Annotated in this window: 19 protein-coding genes and 7 tRNA genes; 18 read left to right on the top strand and 8 right to left on the bottom strand. The window is 61.3% G+C overall.

All coding sequences use genetic code 11. From position 1 onward, the window contains the following. Both glmU and VFW93_RS14220 read left to right on the top strand, forming a co-directional pair. The coding region (gene glmU, locus VFW93_RS14215) for a bifunctional UDP-N-acetylglucosamine diphosphorylase/glucosamine-1-phosphate N-acetyltransferase GlmU (RefSeq protein ID WP_329694643.1) at window positions 1-1,138 on the top strand (1,138 nt) is incomplete at its 5' end. A 77-nt stretch (window positions 1,139-1,215) separates the two neighbouring features. Continuing rightward, complete coding sequence (locus tag VFW93_RS14220) at window positions 1,216-2,058, top strand: J domain-containing protein (RefSeq protein ID WP_329694644.1); 843 nt, start codon at window positions 1,216-1,218, stop codon at window positions 2,056-2,058. Here the strand turns inward: VFW93_RS14220 and VFW93_RS14225 are convergent, their stop codons facing one another. Next, complete coding sequence (locus VFW93_RS14225; protein ID WP_329694645.1) at window positions 2,059-2,565, bottom strand: Lrp/AsnC family transcriptional regulator; 507 nt, start codon at window positions 2,563-2,565, stop codon at window positions 2,059-2,061. A gap of 165 nt (window positions 2,566-2,730) precedes the next feature. Here VFW93_RS14225 and glmS point away from each other — a divergent pair, with 165 nt between their 5' ends. After that, window positions 2,731-4,614, top strand: coding sequence for a glutamine--fructose-6-phosphate transaminase (isomerizing) (glmS, locus tag VFW93_RS14230; RefSeq protein ID WP_329694646.1), 1,884 nt, complete (start codon window positions 2,731-2,733; stop codon window positions 4,612-4,614). A 106-nt stretch (window positions 4,615-4,720) separates the two neighbouring features. Here glmS and VFW93_RS14235 read toward each other — a convergent pair whose 3' ends face one another. Then, entirely contained in the window at window positions 4,721-5,056 is a 336-nt protein-coding gene (locus tag VFW93_RS14235) for an HNH endonuclease signature motif containing protein (protein WP_329694647.1), read from the bottom strand. A 396-nt stretch (window positions 5,057-5,452) separates the two neighbouring features. Beyond that, on the bottom strand, window positions 5,453-6,091 hold the full coding sequence (locus tag VFW93_RS14240; RefSeq protein ID WP_329694648.1) for a TetR/AcrR family transcriptional regulator: 639 nt from the start codon (window positions 6,089-6,091) through the stop codon (window positions 5,453-5,455). A 183-nt stretch (window positions 6,092-6,274) separates the two neighbouring features. Between VFW93_RS14240 and VFW93_RS14245 the strand changes: the two genes are divergently transcribed. Further along, entirely contained in the window at window positions 6,275-7,606 is a 1,332-nt protein-coding gene (locus VFW93_RS14245; RefSeq protein ID WP_329694649.1) for an alpha/beta hydrolase family protein, read from the top strand. A gap of 26 nt (window positions 7,607-7,632) precedes the next feature. Here the strand turns inward: VFW93_RS14245 and VFW93_RS14250 are convergent, their stop codons facing one another. Together VFW93_RS14250 and VFW93_RS14255 are read right to left on the bottom strand one after the other, a co-directional pair. Beyond that, window positions 7,633-8,001: a hypothetical protein gene (locus VFW93_RS14250; RefSeq protein ID WP_329694650.1), complete on the bottom strand. Its 369-nt coding sequence runs from the start codon at window positions 7,999-8,001 to the stop codon at window positions 7,633-7,635. 95 nt (window positions 8,002-8,096) lie between these two features. Then, a complete protein-coding gene (locus tag VFW93_RS14255) occupies window positions 8,097-8,336 on the bottom strand; it encodes a hypothetical protein (RefSeq protein ID WP_329694651.1) in 240 nt (79 codons plus the stop codon). A gap of 323 nt (window positions 8,337-8,659) precedes the next feature. On the opposite strand from VFW93_RS14255, the gene VFW93_RS14260 reads away from it, so the two are divergent. The 11 genes from VFW93_RS14260 (at window position 8,660) to VFW93_RS14310 (ending at window position 14,854) form a co-directional block, all read left to right on the top strand. Beyond that, a tRNA-Asp gene (locus VFW93_RS14260) sits at window positions 8,660-8,735 on the top strand. Window positions 8,736-8,749: 14 nt separating this feature from the next. Beyond that, window positions 8,750-8,825, top strand: a tRNA-Phe gene (locus tag VFW93_RS14265). 18 nt (window positions 8,826-8,843) lie between these two features. After that, window positions 8,844-8,921: transfer RNA gene (locus VFW93_RS14270), tRNA-Arg, on the top strand. A gap of 11 nt (window positions 8,922-8,932) precedes the next feature. Then, window positions 8,933-9,008: transfer RNA gene (locus tag VFW93_RS14275), tRNA-Pro, on the top strand. Window positions 9,009-9,032: 24 nt separating this feature from the next. Beyond that, a tRNA-His gene (locus VFW93_RS14280) sits at window positions 9,033-9,103 on the top strand. Window positions 9,104-9,143: 40 nt separating this feature from the next. Next, a tRNA-Glu gene (locus VFW93_RS14285) sits at window positions 9,144-9,220 on the top strand. 202 nt (window positions 9,221-9,422) lie between these two features. Continuing rightward, window positions 9,423-9,998: an HNH endonuclease gene (locus VFW93_RS14290; protein ID WP_329694652.1), complete on the top strand. Its 576-nt coding sequence runs from the start codon at window positions 9,423-9,425 to the stop codon at window positions 9,996-9,998. 202 nt (window positions 9,999-10,200) lie between these two features. Then, a tRNA-Thr gene (locus VFW93_RS14295) sits at window positions 10,201-10,277 on the top strand. A 229-nt stretch (window positions 10,278-10,506) separates the two neighbouring features. Beyond that, window positions 10,507-11,649 carry a slipin family protein gene (locus tag VFW93_RS14300; RefSeq protein WP_329694653.1) on the top strand — a complete coding sequence of 381 codons (1,143 nt, stop codon included), beginning with the start codon at window positions 10,507-10,509 and terminating at the stop codon, window positions 11,647-11,649. 62 nt (window positions 11,650-11,711) lie between these two features. After that, on the top strand, window positions 11,712-12,929 hold the full coding sequence (locus VFW93_RS14305) for an RtcB family protein (RefSeq protein ID WP_329694654.1): 1,218 nt from the start codon (window positions 11,712-11,714) through the stop codon (window positions 12,927-12,929). Between the two features lie 2 nt (window positions 12,930-12,931). Then, complete coding sequence (locus tag VFW93_RS14310) at window positions 12,932-14,854, top strand: AAA family ATPase (RefSeq protein WP_329694655.1); 1,923 nt, start codon at window positions 12,932-12,934, stop codon at window positions 14,852-14,854. Here the strand turns inward: VFW93_RS14310 and VFW93_RS14315 are convergent. Together VFW93_RS14315 and VFW93_RS14320 are read right to left on the bottom strand one after the other, a co-directional pair. Next, window positions 14,851-16,209 (bottom strand): DUF2314 domain-containing protein, encoded by a 1,359-nt coding sequence (locus tag VFW93_RS14315; protein ID WP_329694656.1) that lies wholly within the window; start codon window positions 16,207-16,209, stop codon window positions 14,851-14,853. The genes VFW93_RS14310 and VFW93_RS14315 overlap by 4 nt on opposite strands. Window positions 16,210-16,214: 5 nt before the next feature. Then, on the bottom strand, window positions 16,215-16,544 hold the full coding sequence (locus VFW93_RS14320) for an antibiotic biosynthesis monooxygenase (RefSeq protein WP_329694657.1): 330 nt from the start codon (window positions 16,542-16,544) through the stop codon (window positions 16,215-16,217). A gap of 126 nt (window positions 16,545-16,670) precedes the next feature. Here VFW93_RS14320 and VFW93_RS14325 point away from each other — a divergent pair, with 126 nt between their 5' ends. The 3 genes from VFW93_RS14325 (at window position 16,671) to VFW93_RS14335 (ending at window position 18,671) form a co-directional block, all read left to right on the top strand. Beyond that, window positions 16,671-17,183: a DUF2867 domain-containing protein gene (locus VFW93_RS14325; RefSeq protein ID WP_329694658.1), complete on the top strand. Its 513-nt coding sequence runs from the start codon at window positions 16,671-16,673 to the stop codon at window positions 17,181-17,183. 150 nt (window positions 17,184-17,333) lie between these two features. Then, on the top strand, window positions 17,334-17,888 hold the full coding sequence (locus tag VFW93_RS14330) for a cyclin-dependent kinase inhibitor 3 family protein (protein WP_329694659.1): 555 nt from the start codon (window positions 17,334-17,336) through the stop codon (window positions 17,886-17,888). A gap of 9 nt (window positions 17,889-17,897) precedes the next feature. Beyond that, complete coding sequence (locus VFW93_RS14335; protein ID WP_329694660.1) at window positions 17,898-18,671, top strand: hypothetical protein; 774 nt, start codon at window positions 17,898-17,900, stop codon at window positions 18,669-18,671. Here VFW93_RS14335 and VFW93_RS14340 read toward each other — a convergent pair. Further along, a partial coding sequence (locus tag VFW93_RS14340) for an AgmX/PglI C-terminal domain-containing protein (RefSeq protein ID WP_329694661.1) occupies window positions 18,599-19,157 on the bottom strand: 559 nt, incomplete at its 5' end. The genes VFW93_RS14335 and VFW93_RS14340 overlap by 73 nt on opposite strands.

The following is a 19,157-nucleotide window of genomic DNA, read 5'->3' on the forward strand; positions in this document are numbered from 1 at the left end:
GGTGCAGCAAGCCGTGCCGGTATTGCCCGACGATGGCATTACCCTGATCCTCAATGGCGACACGCCCCTGATCCAGGCCAGCACGGCGCAAGCCCTGATCGATGCCTGTGGCGGCAAGCAACTGGCGCTGCTCACCATCAAGCTGGATGACCCCACCGGCTACGGCCGCATCGTGCGCGATGGCTGGGGCGAGCAGGTGCTAGCCATCGTCGAGCACAAGGACGCCAGCGCCGAGCAGCGCGCCATCAACGAGGTGTACACCGGCATGATGGCCGCGCCCACCAGCTTGCTCAAAGGCTGGCTGAGCCGACTGGACAACAACAACGCCCAAGGCGAGTACTACCTCACCGATGTGGTGGCCATGGCGCGTGCCGATGGCGTGGGCGTGGTGGCGGCTCACCCGAGCGACGAGGTGGAAGTGCTGGGTGTCAACAGCCCGGCGCAACTGGCTGATCTGGAGCGCCGTCATCAACGCGCACAGGCCAACAAGCTGATGGAGCAGGGCGTGCGCCTGGCTGACCCGGCTCGCTTTGATCTGCGCGGCACCCTGCAATGCGGCAGCGATGTCGATATCGATGTGAACTGCCTGTTCGAGGGCAACGTCACCCTGGGCAACGAGGTGCAGATCGGCGCCAACTGCGTGATCCGCAATGCGGTCATCGGCAACGGCGTCGTCATCCACCCCTTCACCCACATCGATGGCGACAAGGACGGTGCCACCGTGGGTGACGGCTCGCTGATCGGGCCTTTTGCCCGCCTGCGGCCTGGCGCCCGATTGGGCCAGGAAGTGCACATCGGCAACTTCGTCGAGGTCAAGAACAGCACCCTGGCCAACGGGGCCAAGGCCAACCACCTGGCTTATCTGGGTGATGCGGATGTGGGCGAGCGTGTGAACTACGGCGCCGGCAGCATCACCGCCAACTACGACGGGGCCAACAAGCACCGCACCGTGATCGGCAATGATGTGCACGTGGGCTCCAACTGCGTGCTGATTGCACCCATCAAGCTCGGCGATGGCGCCACGATTGGCGGCGGCAGCACGATCAGCAAAGATGCCCCCGAAGGGGCGCTGACAGTGGCGCGCGCCAAACAAGTGTCGTTATCTGGTTGGCAAAGGCCGCAAAAAATCAAGCGCTGAGGTGCTACCGGTGTAACGCGGCGTATGGAGCCGCTAATATCTGGCACACACGATCAAGACAGCAGGACCCCTCAGCCGTGAACCACTACGAACGCCTGAAAGTCTCCCATGACGCGCCGCCGGAGGTGATCCGTGCGGCGTATCGGGCTCTGGCTACCAAGCTGCACCCGGATCGTCAGGGCGCCGAAACCGGGCCTGACGACGTCATGCACGAGCAGATGGCGGCCTTGAACACGGCCTACGAGGTCCTGATCGATCCCAAGTTGCGTCAGGATTACGACGCCACCCTGGCGCCGGCCCACGCACGTGTGCCGGTTGAAGATCATCACTCGATCTACGCCGAGCCCACCACGCAAGCGCCCAATACGCGTGTTGACATGGACTGGCTGCCCCCCAAGCCGCCCAAGGCCCAGACCTTCTGGCCGCCCAGCAGGCAGGTGATGATCGTGGGCGGCGGTGCCGTGGCACTGCTGGCGCTGATCTCTGCCGGGGCTGTCTGGCAGATGTCCGGCCAGCAGCAGATGGAGAAGGCGCTGTCTGACCAGTACGCCCGCAACGCCGATCAGCGGCTTGCACAGACGGAAGCAGCGTTGCCCGACGCGCCTGCACCTGCCGTGGCGGGGCGCAAGGCCGCTGATACGGTGGCGCCCAGCCCGGCAGTGACGGCGACGGCGGGCCGACGTCGCCCCACGGTGGCGGAGCTGTCTCGCATGTCTGACGAGGAGCTGATGCGTGTGTTGCCGACGCTGGATGGCGATGGTGCTGCACCCGCCGCTACCGCACAGTCAGCACGGAGCATCGGCAAGGGCAGTGCGCACCACCCGCTGGACGGCAAGCCGCTCAACCTGCGCGTGGACAACCAGCTCATCGACCCCCTCGCGCCCGAGCCACCGCCCGCCAAAGGCAAATCCAGGCCTTGATCAGCGAGGCAGGTTCACAGGTGGCAAAGGCCACTGTGAACCGAACTTGGCGCGTTTGACGGCAAAGAAGGCCCGCACATTGCGCACCTGGCTGTCTTGTGTGAACAGGCGCCGGGCCAGTTCCTGGTAAGCCGGCATGTCGACCACCTGCACCACCAGGATGAAGTCCGGGCCGGGCGACACCCGCCAGCATTGCTGCACTTCGGCCTCTGCAACGGCCTTGCGCTCGAAGCTGTCCAGCGCCTCTTGTGTCTGCAGGTCGAGGCTGATCTCGACCAGGGCGCTCAAGCCCCATCCCAGCGCCTCGGCCATTTTTTCAGGCGAGAGGATGGCCACCTGCTGCGCGATGAAGCCCTCGTCCTTCAGGCGCCGCACCCGACGGTGGCAGGTGGCCGGCGACAAGGCCACCCGTTCTGCCAGGGCCTGGTTGGACAAGCTGGCATCTTGCTGAAGCAGGCTCAGCAACTGCTGATCGATGGTATCCAGTTGAGGGGTGTAGAGCGCCATGCAGGAATATTATTTCAAATGTGAACTGCTTTTGATATGAAATTTGTACACTATTTCATGCGTGGGTAATTTATTCAAATTTCATTAAAAATAGAAAGAACATTTCTGCCTAACGTGGATAGGATCACAGCCTGTATTGCACTGCACAAGCGGGAGTCTTGATCTATGTGTGGCATCGTCGGCGCGGTTGGTTCGCGCAACATCGTTCCGGTTCTGGTTGAAGGCCTCAAGCGCCTCGAATACCGTGGGTATGACTCCTGTGGTGTTGCCGTGCTGCAAGACGGCCAACTGCGCCGTTCGCGCAGCACCGAGCGTGTGGCCGAGCTGGACGTGCAAGCCACCTCCGAAGGCATCAACAGCACGCTGGGCATTGCCCACACGCGCTGGGCCACCCACGGCGCGCCTGCCGTGCACAACGCCCACCCGCATTTCTCACATGGCCCTGGGGCCGATGCCGCCACCGCCAAGCCCGGCCGCGTGGCCCTGGTGCACAACGGCATCATCGAGAACCACGAAGAACTGCGCCGCGAACTGCAAGCCAAGGGCTATGTGTTCCTGAGCCAGACCGACACCGAAGTCATCGCCCACCTGGTCGATCACTTGTATGACGGTGACCTGTTCGCTGCCGTGAAGGCCGCCACGCTGCGCCTGACCGGTGCCTACGCCATTGCCGTGTTCCACCGTGACGAACCCCAACGCGTGATCGGTGCGCGCTATGGCTCGCCCCTGATCATGGGCGTGGGCGGTGCGGATGCGACCGAACGCTTCCTGGCTTCTGACGCCATGGCACTGGCCGGCGTGACCGACCAGATCGTCTACCTGGAAGAGGGTGACGTGGTGGACCTGCAACCGGGCCGCCACTGGATCGAACACCGCAAGGCCGGTGAAACCCAGCACACACGCGTGGAGCCCGATCAGCGCCCCGTGCGCACCGTGACCGCACACAGCGGTGCCGTGGAGCTGGGTCCTTATCGCCACTACATGCAAAAGGAAATCTTCGAGCAGCCGCGCGCCATTGCCGACACGCTCGAAGGCGTCGAGGCCATCACGCCCACGCTGTTTGGCGAAGGCGCCGAAGCCGTGTTCAAGCAGATCGACCGCGTGTTGATCCTGGCTTGCGGCACCAGCTACTACTCGGGCTCTGCGGCCAAGTACTGGCTCGAATCCATCGCCAAGATCCCCACGCAGGTGGAGATCGCCAGCGAGTACCGCTACCGCGACAGCGTGCCTGACCCGCGCACCCTGATCGTCACCATCAGCCAGTCTGGTGAAACAGCTGACACCATTGCCGCGCTCAAGCATGCACGCAGCCTGGGCATGGAACAGACGCTGACCATCTGCAACGTTGCCACGTCCGCCATGGTGCGTGAATGCAAGCTGCACTACGTGACCCGTGCCGGTGCTGAAATCGGCGTGGCCTCGACCAAGGCCTTCACCACGCAGCTGGCTGCCCTGTTCCTGCTGACACTGACCCTGGCCAAGCTGCGCGGCAACCTGAGCGCCGAAGAAGAAGCCAAGCACCTCACGGCCATGCGCCACCTGCCGGCTGCCCTGCAAGCCGTGCTGGCGCTGGAGCCCCAAGTGGTGGCCTGGGCCGAAGCCTTTGCCCGCAAAGAGAACGCCTTGTTCCTGGGCCGTGGCCTGCATTACCCCATTGCACTGGAAGGTGCCTTGAAGCTCAAGGAAATCAGCTACATCCACGCCGAGGCTTACCCGGCGGGCGAGTTGAAGCACGGCCCGCTGGCCCTGGTGACATCGGAGATGCCGGTGGTGACCGTGGCGCCCAACGATGCCCTGCTGGAAAAGCTCAAGAGCAACATGCAGGAAGTGCGCGCACGCGGCGGCGAGCTGTATGTGTGCGCTGACAGCGATACGCACATCCAGGCCGAGCCTGGCTTGCACGTGATCAGGTTGCCCGAGCACTATGGTGCTTTGAGCGCGATCCTGCACGTGGTGCCGCTGCAGTTGCTGGCGTATCACACGGCTTGTGCGAAGGGGACGGACGTGGACAAGCCGCGGAACCTCGCGAAGAGTGTCACTGTGGAGTGATCAGCAAAGGGCCTTCGGGCCCTTTGTTCTTTGCCATTAATGTCCGAGACATTCCATTGATGTCTGAGACATGCCTGCATTGCGTAGCGCCCGACCAAGTCAGGAGCTACGCCGTGGACATGGATGCGCTACCCCAGGCCAATATGGGCTTGGGTAACCAGGCACCCCTGCTGACGCGTTTGCGAACCTCCGCCCGGTAGCGATCCGGTTCAGGTGGCTTCTTCCGTTTGTGCCGGGTCTGATTGCAGTGCAGGCAAGCCGCGACGATGTTGGATAGGCCGTCACCGCCGCCCTCACTTCGAGGTATCAGGTGTTCAGCAGTGCAGCGCAAGGCCGATGGCCCGACAGGTCCATCTAGCCACATGCGCAGGCCGCAGTAGTAGCACTTGCCGCATTGGCGATCGAAAGCAATTCTTCTTGAGTGTTGGATTTGGCTGGTCATGGGGACTCCGATATGGAAAGTCCCCGCGATGGCTAAAGCCTCAAGACGGGCATCGGGGCATCGCGCTCTACCGATGGTGCTGCAGGGTGCCCTGACAGCGGGTTCAACCTCCCGGCTGAACGCCTTATTAGTTTGCCAAACGATTCTTCAGTTTGCAAGCTATGGCGCATAGTCCCCTGCGGTCTTGGCACAGGAGATGTACGGGCGGGTGGTCACGAGGTCGCTGAACGGCGTGCTGAACTTGTCGTCCAAGAGGTCCAAAAGCAGCGCAGCTCTCTCACGTGATGTGAGTCGCTTGTTTTCGTTGCCTTCGATCAGCCTCTCGTGTGAGGGGTTGGTTTCTGTCCTTTCGGGCTGTGAATTGAGCGCGCACAACACGCTCAATCCCTCCACGACCTACCCAAGGTCGGCGTTCTTCAGGTTCGCAGACTGTTGTGCCGCCACTGTTGCGCCACGAAGCGCCCCCACGCAGATGTCGATCAGATGTTGGCGTTTGCCCCTGGCGCCGTGATCAAGCCAGTCCAGTACAGCCTGGATCAGGAACGCCAGCCACGCGCGGACGGCCAGGTAAGGCAGCGAATGGGGTGTCGACGAGCCCCCAAACGACTTCAGGATGCGTCTGGCTTGCAGATCGAGGTTGCGGTTGACCACTTCCTGGACAGTCTGCTCCAGACTGGCCGCACTGCGGAATATGGCCCGATACATGTGCGGATGGCTTTGGACATAGTCGAGATACGCCTCCAGCCCCGCCTGCAACTGATCAGCCGGTGACAGCTTTGGATCGGGCCGGGTGGCCTTGAGGATCTCGTCATACCCCCCCTGCACGATGGCAGCGAAGAAAGCCCGCTTGCTGGGGAAGTAGTGGTACAGCAGCCCTCGGGACACCCCGGCCTGCTGAGCGATCTGGTCGATCTGGACTTCGTCGTAGGCCTTGCTGCCGAACACGGATGCCCCCACGGCCAGCAAGTGCGCGCGACGGGCATCAGGCTCCAGGCGTGGGCCAACGGTTTCCTTTGGCAGACCCATCTTCGGCATGCATGTTCTCATTGTTTGACACGTGATCAACAGTGTACGCATAATCGCGCTATTGAACGTGTGTTTAATAGCGCGATTGCCATCTCCGGGTGGCAAACAGTCGGGCTGACAGAGGATCTGGTACTGGCGCGCTCCTGCCATCGCTGGACCGCCTCGTTGCGCCTTGCGGCCCATGGACATGGAATGAGACATATCAAAGACGCGCTGCGGCGGATGTTCATCACCATCTGCATGCTGACCAGGACAACCGAACTGGCCGCTCGGTGGCTGGGCGCGGGCTTCTTTCTTCCCACTTTGTTCGTCCAGCGCTATGCATCCATGGGTGGCCTGGATCCTCACCTCTTTGCTGCGCAACTCAAGGGCGTGCGGTCCTTCAAGGATGACGCATGGTGCGGATACTGGAATGCACTGGCCGGGGCGCAACTGGCATCCATCGAGATCGTGCCGAACGACTCAACAGTGCCTGTAGAGGCAGCAGATACCGCGGGCGTGAATTGGCGCGCGCTGGGTGATGCCTTGGCGCCCTTTGGCAAGCGTGTCGCGGCGCTGATGACCATGAACGAAACGACTGCAACTGCGGTCTTGTCTACTGAGCAGCAGGCATCGCCCGACAGCCTTCGAGCCATGAAGGCCTTGAGAAGCCTGATCAAGGCCATCACCTACTACCAGGTCAGTGCGTTCCCGGGCGGAACCGCGGCCCGCATGGAGGCCTATGCGCGCTCGCGCGCGCTCTTCAACGAATTGATCGCCATCGTCGGCCCGCTGGTGGGCTTGGTCGTCGAGAAGCGCTTGATCGAGGTGGATGGCGATGCGGTCGAAGGCTATCTGGTGACCCCCGCTGGAACCGAGCGCCATCCGTTGGCCATCATCACCAACGGCCTGGAAGGCACTGCGCAAGAGCTGGCGATGCCTTTGCTCCGCTACCACGACTCGGGCATGGCGGTGTTCATCATGGAAATGCCAGGCACCTACGCCTATCGCCAGCCCATGTCATTGGCCTCCGAGGTGATCTATCACGCCGTGATCGATAACCTGTCTGGCCACCATCGCATCGATCCACTTCGCATGGGCTTTGTGGGCGTCAGCTTTGGCGCGTATTGGGCAGCGCGCATGGCGGCACGCAGCAAGAAGTTGCGTTGCGTTGTCGCTTGCGGGGCGCCCACGCACCATTCGTTCAAGGTCAAGAGCACGATCGGCGTCCCCGACATCATCATCAAGGCGCTGCTGAACACCACAGGTGCTCGCAACTTGATCGATCTGGGCCTGCAGCTGAAGGCCCTGTCGCTGAAGCACCTTTATCCTGAGATCAAGATGCCCTTGCTGGTCATCAATGGCGATCACGACACCTTGCTCAGCACGCAGGACTCCGTTGATCTGGCAAAGGGTGCCCAACAGGGGACGCTGAAGCTCTACGCTGATGACGACCATTGCGCCATGGGGCACTACAACGAATGGCTGGACTTGTCGCAGCAATGGCTGCGCCAGCACCTTGCGCCTGACACTGGCAGACCATGAGCTGTAGCGATCGCGGGCGTGGTCAGTCAGTTCCTGGTCAGGCCGTTCTTGAGCAGTTCTCGCAAGGTTTTGCGCCCGGCGGAGTTGGTTGAACGCCAGGCCTGCAAGGCCAAGGCCAGGAAATGCTGCTCTGCGGGCGTCAGTCCGGCGCTCTCTCTTTCTTCATCCAGCCAGCCCGCTGGCTTGCCGCAGTGCTGCTCAATCTGCCTGGCCATCTTGTCGCCAATAGGCCGTGACGACTTGATCTGGCTCCACATGCTGGGCGATATCTCCAGCTTCTGGGCAAACGATTGCTCCAGCCCTTTGGGTGGTGTGCCCGTGGCCAGGGCTTCTTCTGCGAAGCTTTGAAATAGTGCCAGGGCGTTACGCCGGCGTGTCACGGTGATGTTGTTCAAGATGGCTGATGTGCGCAATGCCACAAATTGGCAACAGCACCATTGTCGCAGGGTGTTGACAAGGTAGTAAAGACTCTTTACTATCACGTCCATTGTCAAGTTTCCCGATGAAGCTTGGCGAGATCAAACCAAACATACAAGCAAGCAACCAACCAACCAACGTAGATTTCAAAGGACACATCGTGATATCCAGACTGACCACCACCAACCGCCTGCCCCTCATGGGTCAGGGCGCGTTCGTGCGTGCGGCGGCCACGATGTTGTCTGGCAGCCGCCCGTGCTTGATCGCGCTCCAGTTCGAACCATCCCATGCCAAGCGGGATGCGTACATCCATGAACAAGAGGATCAGGTGCAACCGGGTGAGGGAGTCGTTGACGCGTAAAGCGCACGCCCCCTCCTAGCTCTCTCAAGCAGAGGCCCGGTTCCACAAGGATCCGGGCCTTTTTGTTTTTCTTCATCAGGCGAATGGGCAGCCATTCGTTCCACTTCGGGTGTGTCCTTGCACTCCGAGCCACATGCAAAAGCGCGAGTGCAGATGCAGGTGTCGGTGGCAAGGGATGTGTGTGGGCCGGGCCCGGAACCACATGCAGCGAGACATCGACTCTGGACAGTTGTCCGTGAGTGCTCGCGCTTGGGCACAGCCGAAGTGGAAACAAGGCTTCGTTAACTCAGTGGCCAGAGTGCCGGCCTGTCTAGCCGGAAGCCGCGGGTTCGACTCCCGCACGAAGCGCCAAACCTATTTCACTTGCCGCGGTAGCTCAGTTGGTAGAGCGCCGGCTTGAAGAGCCGGGCGTCGAGAGTTCGAACCCCTCCTGCGGCACCAATCAGTTCCAACAAATTTGCCTCCTTAGCTCAGTGGATTCAGAGCACTGGTTTACGAAACCAGGGGTCGCACGTTCAAGTCGTGCAGGAGGTGCCAGTTAACCAGAACTCGGTGTAGCGCAGCTGGTAGCGCGGGTGCTTTGGGAGCATCAGGTCGGCGGTTCGATCCCGTCCACCGAGACCAATTCAACGCTCAGTGCGCTTGGGTGTGGCCGTAGCTCAATGGCAGAGCCTCGGTTTGTGATGCTGATGGTGCCGGTTCGACTCCGGCCGGTCACCCCCAAGCGCATTGGGCAATCCATATCGCTGTCATCGCACTGTCTCGTTCGTCTAGCTGGCCTAGGACACCGGACCTTCAATTCGGCAACACGGGTTCGATTCCCGTACGAGACGCCATTCATTCGCAAGGGAGCTTGTCATGAGAACACCCAAACGGGGCACCTCCAAACCGAGGAACCCACTTGTCGCCCCTGCCATGCAACGCAAGGCAGGCCCTCATCAACCCAACAACAAGCAAGAGCGGCAGCGCCTCAAGCGTGAGCTGCGCCGATCCAACGACAACATGCACTGATACCTGCCCATGAAAGGAGGGCTGCCCATGTCCCCGAGTACCTCAACGCATGTCCTGCAACTGGACATTCAAGGCACGCCACAAGCCTGGATCACGGTCGAACAGGCCGCGATTCATTTGGCCAGTGACTCGGTGGCATGGGTCGATGGTGCTGGACCGCTGCGTCGTCTGCGTGGTGGCTTCAACGCCCGAACAGGCCGACAGTCCGTGATGGAGGTCTTCCCCATCATGGCGCTCAACGGCGCGTCGCGCATCAACCTGTTTGATGTCGCACCGTCGCTGAGCAGGTTGAAGCTCTTTCGGCGTGACCGGTGCATCTGCGCCTACTGTGGAGACCGCTTCGCAGAGAGCGTTCTGCAATGTGAGCACATCGTGCCGGCTTCACGTGGCGGTGCCATGTCGTGGATGAATCTGGTCACGGCTTGCCCTGGCTGCAATGCGGCGAAGGCCAACCGCACGCCAGAGGAAGCCCGCATGCCCTTGCTGTATCTGCCCTATGTGCCCAGTCGATTCGAAGACTTCCTGCTGCAAGGCAGACACATCCGGGCCGACGTACACGAATGGCTGGCTTCGCGCCTGCCAAAAGGATCGCGCTTGAACTGAGAGGTTCAAGCGCCAACGAGTCTGCCGTGAAAGGCAGGCGCTCACAGGTCAGGGGTTCGGGTGAAAGCCCGCCCCGCCGGTGCGCTGTGGCCAGGTTCAAGCCTGTTGTCACGGTGCATGCCGCGTCTGTTGGAAACGGTTGATTGGGCTGTCTGTGGTCAGCACCGGCAACGGTGATGGGTTCAATTCCCAAGCAGCCACCCATTGGTTAGCTCAGTCGGGTAGAGCAACGCACTTGTAATGCGTGTGTCACGGGTTCGACTCCCGTACCAACAACCATACGAAGGTTGCCAAAAACCGGTCGAAAGACCACCGCCGAACGCAGATGGCTTGCCATCTGTCAGCGCTGGCGGCTTGTGCAAGGAAAACGCGTGGCTCGCGCAGGTGGCCAAGCGGCGTGTCGATCAGGGAGGACGGCAGGCCACGAATCCACCAGGCCTGAGCCAAGGCCATCCCTGCCCGCAGCCAACGCTGTAACGGCACCCTCATACAAACAAAGGAGAAACCCATGTTGGGATTCAAACGTTTCACTGTCAAAAAGAACGAGCGTGGCCTCTTGCTGCGCAATGGCGACTTCGAGCGCGTGCTGCAGCCTGGCCGTCACTGGCTGACCACGGCACTGAGCGATGTGCGTGTCGAGACCTTCTCGCTGGAACAGTCCGCCTTCGTGCACGGCCTGGCTGATTACCTGATGGCCAAGGAGCCTTCCGTTGTGGAAGCCGAGTTCGTGCGCGTCGACCTCAAGGAAACCGAGGTGGGCCTGCGCTACGAGAACGGTGTGCTGGTCGAGTTGCTGGCCCCCACCACGCGTCGTTTGTACTGGAAGGGGCTGCATGAGGTGACGGTCGAGGTGCTGGACATCAGCGATCAGGCCGAGCTGCCTGCCGCACTGGTGGCGCGCTTGACGCAAACGCAGATGCGCCAACGCCCCTTGCTTGGTGTGACCGGCGTGTTGACCGTGCAGGTGCCCGAGTACGGCGTGGGTGTGCTGCATGTCGACGGCAAGGTGGACTCGCTCCTGAAGCCTGGTTCTTACGGCTTCTGGAAGTTCAACCGCAATGTGTCGGTCGAGCTGGTGGACTTGCGTCTGCAGGTGGTGGAAGTGTCCGGCCAGGACATCCTCACCAAGGACAAGGTCGGCCTGCGTTTGAACCTGTCGGCATCGTGGCGCTACACCGATGTGCTCAAGGCTTACACGCAGCTGCAAAAGCCTGCGGAACATCTGTACCGCGAGCTGCAGTTCGGCTTGCGCTCGGCCGTAGGTACGCGCACGCTCGACGAGTTGCTGGAGAACAAGACCGTGATCGACGAGGTTGTGATGGCCCACGTCAAGTCGCGTCTGGTGGCCTACGGCATCGAGCTGGAAACGGCCGGTGTGAAAGACATCGTGCTGCCCGGTGAGATGAAGACCATCCTGGCGCAGGTGGTTGAAGCCGAAAAGGCCGCTCAGGCCAACGTGATCCGTCGTCGTGAGGAAACCGCCGCCACGCGTTCCTTGCTCAATACGGCCAAGGTGATGGAGGGCAACCCTGTCGCCTTGCGCATGAAGGAGCTGGAAACGCTGGAGCGTGTGGCCGAGCGCATCGACAAGATCTCCGTGTTCGGAGGTCTGGATCAGGTGCTCAATGGCCTGGTCAAGCTCAAGGCCTAGTTCAGCCAGCGCCATACGGAGGCGGCGATGCCGCCTCCATTTATTGAAGAATGAGAAAAATCATGGAAACGAATTACATCGAAGAAGACACGCCTGGTGGCGTGCCGGTGAAGATGTGGACGCGCGGTGTGCCTGTGGAAGACGAAGCTCGTCGCCAGCTCACCAATGCGGCTCGTCTGCCCGTCGTGTTCAAACACATTGCGGCCATGCCGGATGTGCACTTTGGTATCGGGGCGACCGTGGGCTCGGTCATCCCGACCATCAAGGCCATCATTCCGGCCGCAGTGGGTGTGGACATCGGCTGCGGCATGATGGCCTGCAAGACCACGCTGACCGCCGAAGACCTGCCGGACAACCTGGGCCCGCTGCGTGCCGCCATCGAGCGCGCCGTACCGCATGGCCGCGCGCCAGGCAATCGTGATCCGGGTGCATGGCAGAAGGTGCCGGGCTCGGTCGATACGGCCTGGGCGCAACTGGAGCCCGAGTTCACCGAACTGTGCCGCGACTACCCCAAGATCGCCAAGACCAACAACCGCAACCACCTGGGCACGCTCGGCACCGGCAACCACTTCATCGAAGTCTGCCTGGACGAGCAAGGTGCCGTGTGGTTCATGCTGCACTCAGGGTCGCGTGGTGTGGGCAACTTCATCGGCACCATGTTCATCGAACTGGCCAAGCAGGATGCCATTCGAAACAATGCCAACCTGCCTGATCGCGATCTGGCTTACTTCGAAGAAGGCAGCCGCTACTTTGGAGACTATGTGCGTGGCGTGGGATGGGCGCAGAAGTTCGCCGCCATCAACCGCGAAGTGATGATGCGCCGCGTGATCGAGGCCGCCAAGGCCGTGATCCGCAAGAACTTCCAAAGCCACATTGAAGCCGTGAACTGCCACCACAACTACGTGCAGCGCGAGCATCACTTTGGCGAGGACGTGTTCGTGACCCGCAAGGGCGCGGTGAGTGCCAAGGCGGGCCAACTGGGCATCATCCCCGGCAGCATGGGCGCGCGAAGCTACATCGTTCGTGGCAAGGGCAACCCGGAGAGCTTCGAGAGTTGCTCGCACGGCGCTGGCCGTGTCATGAGCCGTGGCGAGGCCAAGCGCCGCTTCACGCTGGCTGATCACCGAGCCGCCACCGAAGGCGTCGAATGCCGCAAGGACAAGGAGGTGATCGATGAGACCCCTGCCGCGTACAAGGACATTGACGCGGTGATGGAGGCTCAACGCGACCTGATTGATGTGGTGCACACGCTCAAGCAAGTGGTGTGCGTGAAGGGATGAGAATGAATGACACCCGAGTCTTGCGCGATAGGCTGGCGCAGAGAAATCAACAGCTTCAAGAGATCGCAGCGCAGCTCAAGGCAGAGTTGTTCGGCATTGATGCCGTCATCGACCGTGTCATCGATGCCGTGCGTGCTTGGTATGTCTTGCCCGAGCTCGTCAAGCGGCCGGTCATCGTGTGTCTCTGGGGGCTCACGGGTACCGGCAAGACCCAGCTCGTGCGTCGTCTGGCGCAGCTGCTCGGCTTCTATGACCGTTTTGTCGAAGTGCAGATGGACGGCTTTTCCAATGGGGCAAGCTGGCGTGGTGCGCAGAGCATCTCTGGCATGCTGGCCCAATCTGGCGTGCGCGAGGGCGAGCCCGGTATCCTGGCGCTGGACGAGTTCCAGCGCTTTCGCACCATCGACAACAAGCGGGGCGAGCTGCGTGTGGAGCGCTATCACGACGTCTGGGCCTTGCTGTCTGACGGGCGGATGCCACCGGCACTGTCGCTGTTGGGTGACATCGAATCCTCCATCGCCGAGGCGGCCTACGATGCCGAACGTGCCGATGCGGACGATGGCAAGCTGCGTTTCAAGCTGAGCAGTTGGGAGGCGCAGGAGTTGCGGCGCAACCTCAAGCTCGATGCGCCGCTGACAGAGGTCATGAGCTGGGCGCCCGACCAGATTCAGGAGCGTCTGCGGGCCTTTCGCGAGTGTGGGCAGCAACGATGGGAGACGGACTACAGCCGTCTGCTCGTCTTCGTCTGCGGCAACCTCGATGAGATGTACGAGGACATCGCCACCAGCGTGGACGACTGCGACAGCGATGCCGATACCTTCCATGCGCTGACCAGCAAGCTGAGCATCATTGATGTCAAGCAGGCGCTCAACAGGCGCTTCAAGCCCGAGCAGGTAGCACGCCTGGGCAATGAGCACGTGATCTACCCCTCGCTCAGCCGGCACGCATACGAGCAACTGATCAATCAGGGTTGTGCTCGCTATGCAAATGAGTCGGCGACGGGTTGCGGCTTGCACTTCGAAGTGGATGCCAGCGTGCGCGAGCAGATCTATGCGAACGCCGTTTTTCCTGCACAGGGTACCAGGCCACTTTTTTCATCGCTTCACGCCATCCTCGGTACTGGCCTGGCCAAGGCCGCGTTGTGGGCACTGCAGTGCGGCGCGGGGGCAGGCGACACCGTAGAGCTTGCCGCAGATGGCTGCAGCTTGATTGCGCATTGGCAGGGGCTGTCACAGGCCATTGCAGCGCCCTTCGAGATCAACCGATTGCGCCAGCGCAGCAATCCTGACTTTCGCGCCCTGCTCGCCGTTCATGAGGCCGGCCATGGCCTGGTGCATGCGTTGCTCTTTGGCCGTGCGCCGCAAGAGATCAAGATCCACGTGGCCAGTTTTGAAGGCGGCTACAACGCCTACACATCACGCAAGGTCTGGTCGCGCCGCAACCTGCTCGATTCGATCTGTACCAGCCTGGCTGGTCGTGCAGCCGAACTGCTTGTGTTCGGGCCTGATCTGAGTTCAAGCGGTGCAGAGAGCGATCTGCGCAAGGCCACGGAAACGGCGGCCCGTATGATGCGCCACCTGGGTCACGGTGAACGCGTCGGCCGCATCGATGTGTCCACCAATAGCGAAGACAACCTGTGCACGGACGTGGATGCCAGCAACGCGCCTGTCGAAGCCTTGCTGCAGGCCGAACACCAGCGTGCGACGGCGATGATGGAAATGCATCGTGGTGCCTTGCTGGCCCTGGTTGACGAGTTGATGGATCAGGGGCAGGTCACGCCGTCGCGGTTCGCCGCAGTGACAGGGCTGCCATTGGGCGCACCTGAGGATGCGCTGGACCCCTATGCGGAGCGTCTGGCGAAGTTTCGGGTGGATGGGCTGCCTCAGGGCAAGCACGACGGGCGCCATCCCCTCAAGCTCATTTAACGCGCCGACTGCATTTGCATGATCAGTTTGCCTGTCTCATTGCCTTCCTCCTGGCCGTCAGGAAAGCGCCTGATGTAGTCAAAAAGGTCGGCCTGAGAGACACGCACCTTTTGGCCTGCATGCAATCCAGGCACATCGATCGGCTCGTTTTTCAGGAGGCCCGTGATCTGATCTCCTTGCCAGTTCATGACTTCAACCCACATCCATTCACGGCCCTTGGCGCTGGTGGTGAATGGCGCCTTGACCAGGATGTACTCACCCGGTTGGAGCCCGCGATTGAATGCTTCGCGCAAGGCGGGCATCTTGGCGAGTGCAGCCTTGCTGACGCGGGTCAGGGCTTCAGTGTGTTTCAGTCGGGCGATGGACTCATCTTCAGAGCCGAAGATGCTGGTGAGCATGGATTCCTGTCGGGCGTATTTGTCCTCACCAGGATATCGATCGGCGCCAATTTCAACGAGGCGATTTCGGGGGTCTCCGGATTCCCACGTACCTTTGACAAGCTGCAACTTGCCGAAGCCCTTGCCGCCCTCTTTCAGTGTGCCGGTCTGGCGCTCTCGAACCGCTTCGTGCCGAATGGCGTTCAGATCCAGATCGAATTCGCCAGTTCCTTTCATGGGCTGGCCTTCCACGATGGCTTGACTGAATACATTGATCAGGTTGCCCATGGGGCGATTGAGCGACCAGGAGAAGTCACTGATCACGACGTCGGGCATGCCGAATTTGATCATGCCAAGCGTGATGGCTCTGACCAGTTGGTCCGCCTTGTAGGCGTGTATCACGGTGTGCATGGACACGTCGGGGACATCTCCAAGCCACGATTCCAGTCTGCGCTTGTGCCAGGCATCGGGTGTGAATATCTCGCGGGTTTCCTCGTCCCAAATCAGCCCGTTCGTATCCCTTGCAATTTGCTCGGTGAGCGTGAGTGCTGCCTTCAAGTTGCTCATCGAGCCCTTGGCAGGTTGTCCAAAGTCAAGAATCAGTGCCTGCTCGCACGCGCTCAGTGCAGTGGCCTGCTCGTGCGTCAAGCCCCGTCCGAATCTTTGAGTCATGGATAGGGAGGGGGGCGTGTAGTCCTTTTGAGCGTTGGTTGTCAGGCTGAACGTGACCCAAGGGGTATCGGTAGTGTCTGCACCATGTTGGCGTAATTTGAAGTTGGATGTCGCCTTTTCGAGGCGCTGTTGGGCAGCATGGACAGGGGGCACACCTGGCTTGCCCAGGTAATAGATGCCGAATTCATATTGAATGGGGCCCGCCTGGAATGGTGCGTTGGGCCATGGCGTCTGGCTTGATGCATGGGATGAAAGAAACAGACAGATCGTGGCAACAATCAGGCGCTTGAAAAGGGTGTTCAACATGGTGATTACCTTGCATGACGTTGTTGGCCCGAGATGCCTTGGTTTTCCAGAGCCGCTTCATAGTGCAAGACAGTCGGAAACGGATCATAGAAGTGGTGCAGCAGCTTGCGCCATTCCTGATACTGCGGTGATTGGCGAAAGCCCACTTCATGGTCCTTCACCGTTCGCCATTTCACCAGCAGCATGTAGTGGTGATCTTGCTCGATGCACTTTTGAAGCTCATGCCCCAGATACCCGGGCATCGACGCAATGATGTTTTGGGCGATGCTGAACGCGGCTTCGAACGCGCAGGCCTGTCCTGGTCGGACCTGCAGTTGGGCGATTTCAAGAATCATCTGGCAGCTCTCCTGGGCCTTTGTTTGGATGTCTTTCAGTTTACGTCGCGTGTGTTCCAGTAGCATTTGACAATGTGCCGAAGCCGGCACTCATCCAACAAAGTGCCATCAGGGAAGGACATGAACATGCGAGCAACCATCTGCGAGGTGCCGTCGTTCAGCGTGCTGAAAGAGAGCTTGCCCACGGCCTATTTCCATGACTGCTATGCCGTGAAGCTGCCGCAAGACGACAGAACGCCTCTCGAGCTGTACTTGTCTGTCGTGTCACGCACACCGCGCTGGATCGACTTCCTCATGAACACGCGCAACAAGATCGTGGCTCAGATCGGTTTGAAGGACATGGGTCCTCTGAGCGGGGTGGATCGAAGCAAGCCCGCCAGTGCTTATCGTGTGGGCGATCAGGCGGGCATCTTCAAGCTGATGACGCAGAACGATCGTGAAGTCATCCTGGGTGAGACCGACAAGCACCTGGACGTGAAGATCTCTGTGGCCAGGCAGGAGTGCTCAGATGGCATCACCGTGTATGTGTCTACGGTGGTGCATGTGCACAATGCCTTGGGGCGTCTGTACATGCTGTTCGTGACACCGGCGCATCGTGTCATCGCGCCAGCAACGGTATCCAGGCTGGCGCTGGTGTGATGAAGGCGGGGCCTCGGGAATCGGTGCATGCGCTGCTGCGCCTCGCGGGGTTGATGTTTGAGCAATCCAGTCGGGATCCAGGCGCTTGTGGGCGCGGGGCGCGTACGCTTGCCGCAGCCAGGTCGCTGTTCGCCTGGCCTGTACAAGACCATGACCGGGCCTCGAACCAGCCACACCCATCCCCTGCAGATCGCCGAAGTGCGTGCCAGCCCGACGCATGGTCGCATTGGCATCACCTTCTGCCCAGGCAAGCACGACCGGGCGGCCATCAGCGGTGCCTGGGCGCGTGATCTGGCCACGGATCTGGACGTGATAGCGGCCTGGGGTGCGCAACTGGTGTTGACCTTGGTGGAGCCAGCAGAGCTCGTTGCGCTCAAGGTGCCGGATCTGGGCGCAGCCGTCGAAGCGCGTGGCATCGGTTGGCGGCATCTGCCGATTGCGGATTTTTCAGTGCCGACGGAGGTGTTCGAGCAGCAATGGCAGACGCATGGCGCAGAGATTCGAACGCTGTTGCGCAACGGTGGCGATGTGCTGGTGCATTGCAAGGGCGGCCTGGGGCGTGCCGGCATGATCGCGGCGCGCTTGCTGGCGGAGCTGGGTATGCCACCAGATGAGGCCATTCGGGCTGTGCGCCGCGCACGCAAAGGCGCCATCGAGACCCCTTCGCAACTGGCTCTGGTCCGTCGCACGGTGGCGCTGCCCTGAAACCTGTGCATGATCATGGCAGCTGAGTCACCTCTTCTCGATACCCGCAGCATGCGGCGCGTAGGCGGGCAACTGGGCAGCAACCCGGCGGGCATCTACGAAGACGCGAACGGGGCACGCTACTACGTGAAGTCGCTGGAGTCACCAGCGCATGCGCGCAACGAGTTTCTGGCCGCCATGCTCTACCAGCTGGCGGGCGCACCGACACTGCGTTATGTGCGTGCGGTTGCCCCCGATCAGATCGCCACCGAGATGGTGACGCTCGACAAGAAACATGTCTCGCATCTCGACGAGGCAGAGCGCAGGCAGGCTCAGCATTGGCTGGGCGTGCACGCGTGGACGGCCAACTGGGATGCGGCCGGCTTTGATGGCGACAACCAGGGCGTCGTCGGTGGCAAGGTGCTCACGCTGGATGTCGGCGGTGCGCTCGCGTTTCGCGCCCAGGGTGATCCCAAAGGCGCGGCCTTCAATACGCGGGTGGATGAGCTCGATGTGCTGCGCAGTGATGCCGACAATCCGCATGCCCTCAGGCTGTTTGGCGACATGAGCCGAGATGACATCAGGCAGGCCATCACGGTGGTGACAGGCCTGCCCGACGCCTCGATCCGCCAGACCATCTTTGACCATGGCGGCAGCCCGACCTTGGCGGACAAGATGATCGCCCGCAAGGCGGACATGGCCCGGCGCCTGAAGGCGCTGGACGATGCGGCTCAGGAGGGCAGGAAGTCGACCGGCCAGGTCACGACCATCTGGTCCACATCCTTGGCACCAAAGTCGAACTGACGGATGCGCGCCATCAGCTTGGCTTCCAGCTCTGGCGCGTGCAGCTCGCTGGACACCACGCGGCAGGCCATCACCTCGCCGGTGGGGGCGATCTTGAGTTCCACTACCACCTTGCCTTGGAGCGAAGGGTCTTCGCGCAGCGCCCGGTTGTAGATGGCGTAGATGGCGCCCTTGTTGCGCTCGAAAACCAGCTTGATGTCTTCGATCGAGCGCGAGGCCTTGCCGCTGTTGCCGCGTTTGAGCGTGCCGCCAGTTGCATTACCGTTGCCGACGCCGCCTGCGCCGACTTCCGACCCGTGGCCACGTGTGCCACCGCCGCCTGCGCCCCCCCCTCCGCCACCGCCTGCCGCACCTTCAACCAGCGTGGTGGCGCGGCCAGCCAGCCCCCCGCCGCCTGTGTTGCGGCTGTAGCCACTGGTGTTGATGCCACCGCTGCCACCCGTGGCATTCGAGGTGATCAGCGCGCGCGTGGGCACACCCGGCTGG

It is taken from the genome of Aquabacterium sp. (assembly GCF_036279675.1).
Classification (GTDB): domain Bacteria; phylum Pseudomonadota; class Gammaproteobacteria; order Burkholderiales; family Burkholderiaceae_C; genus Aquabacterium.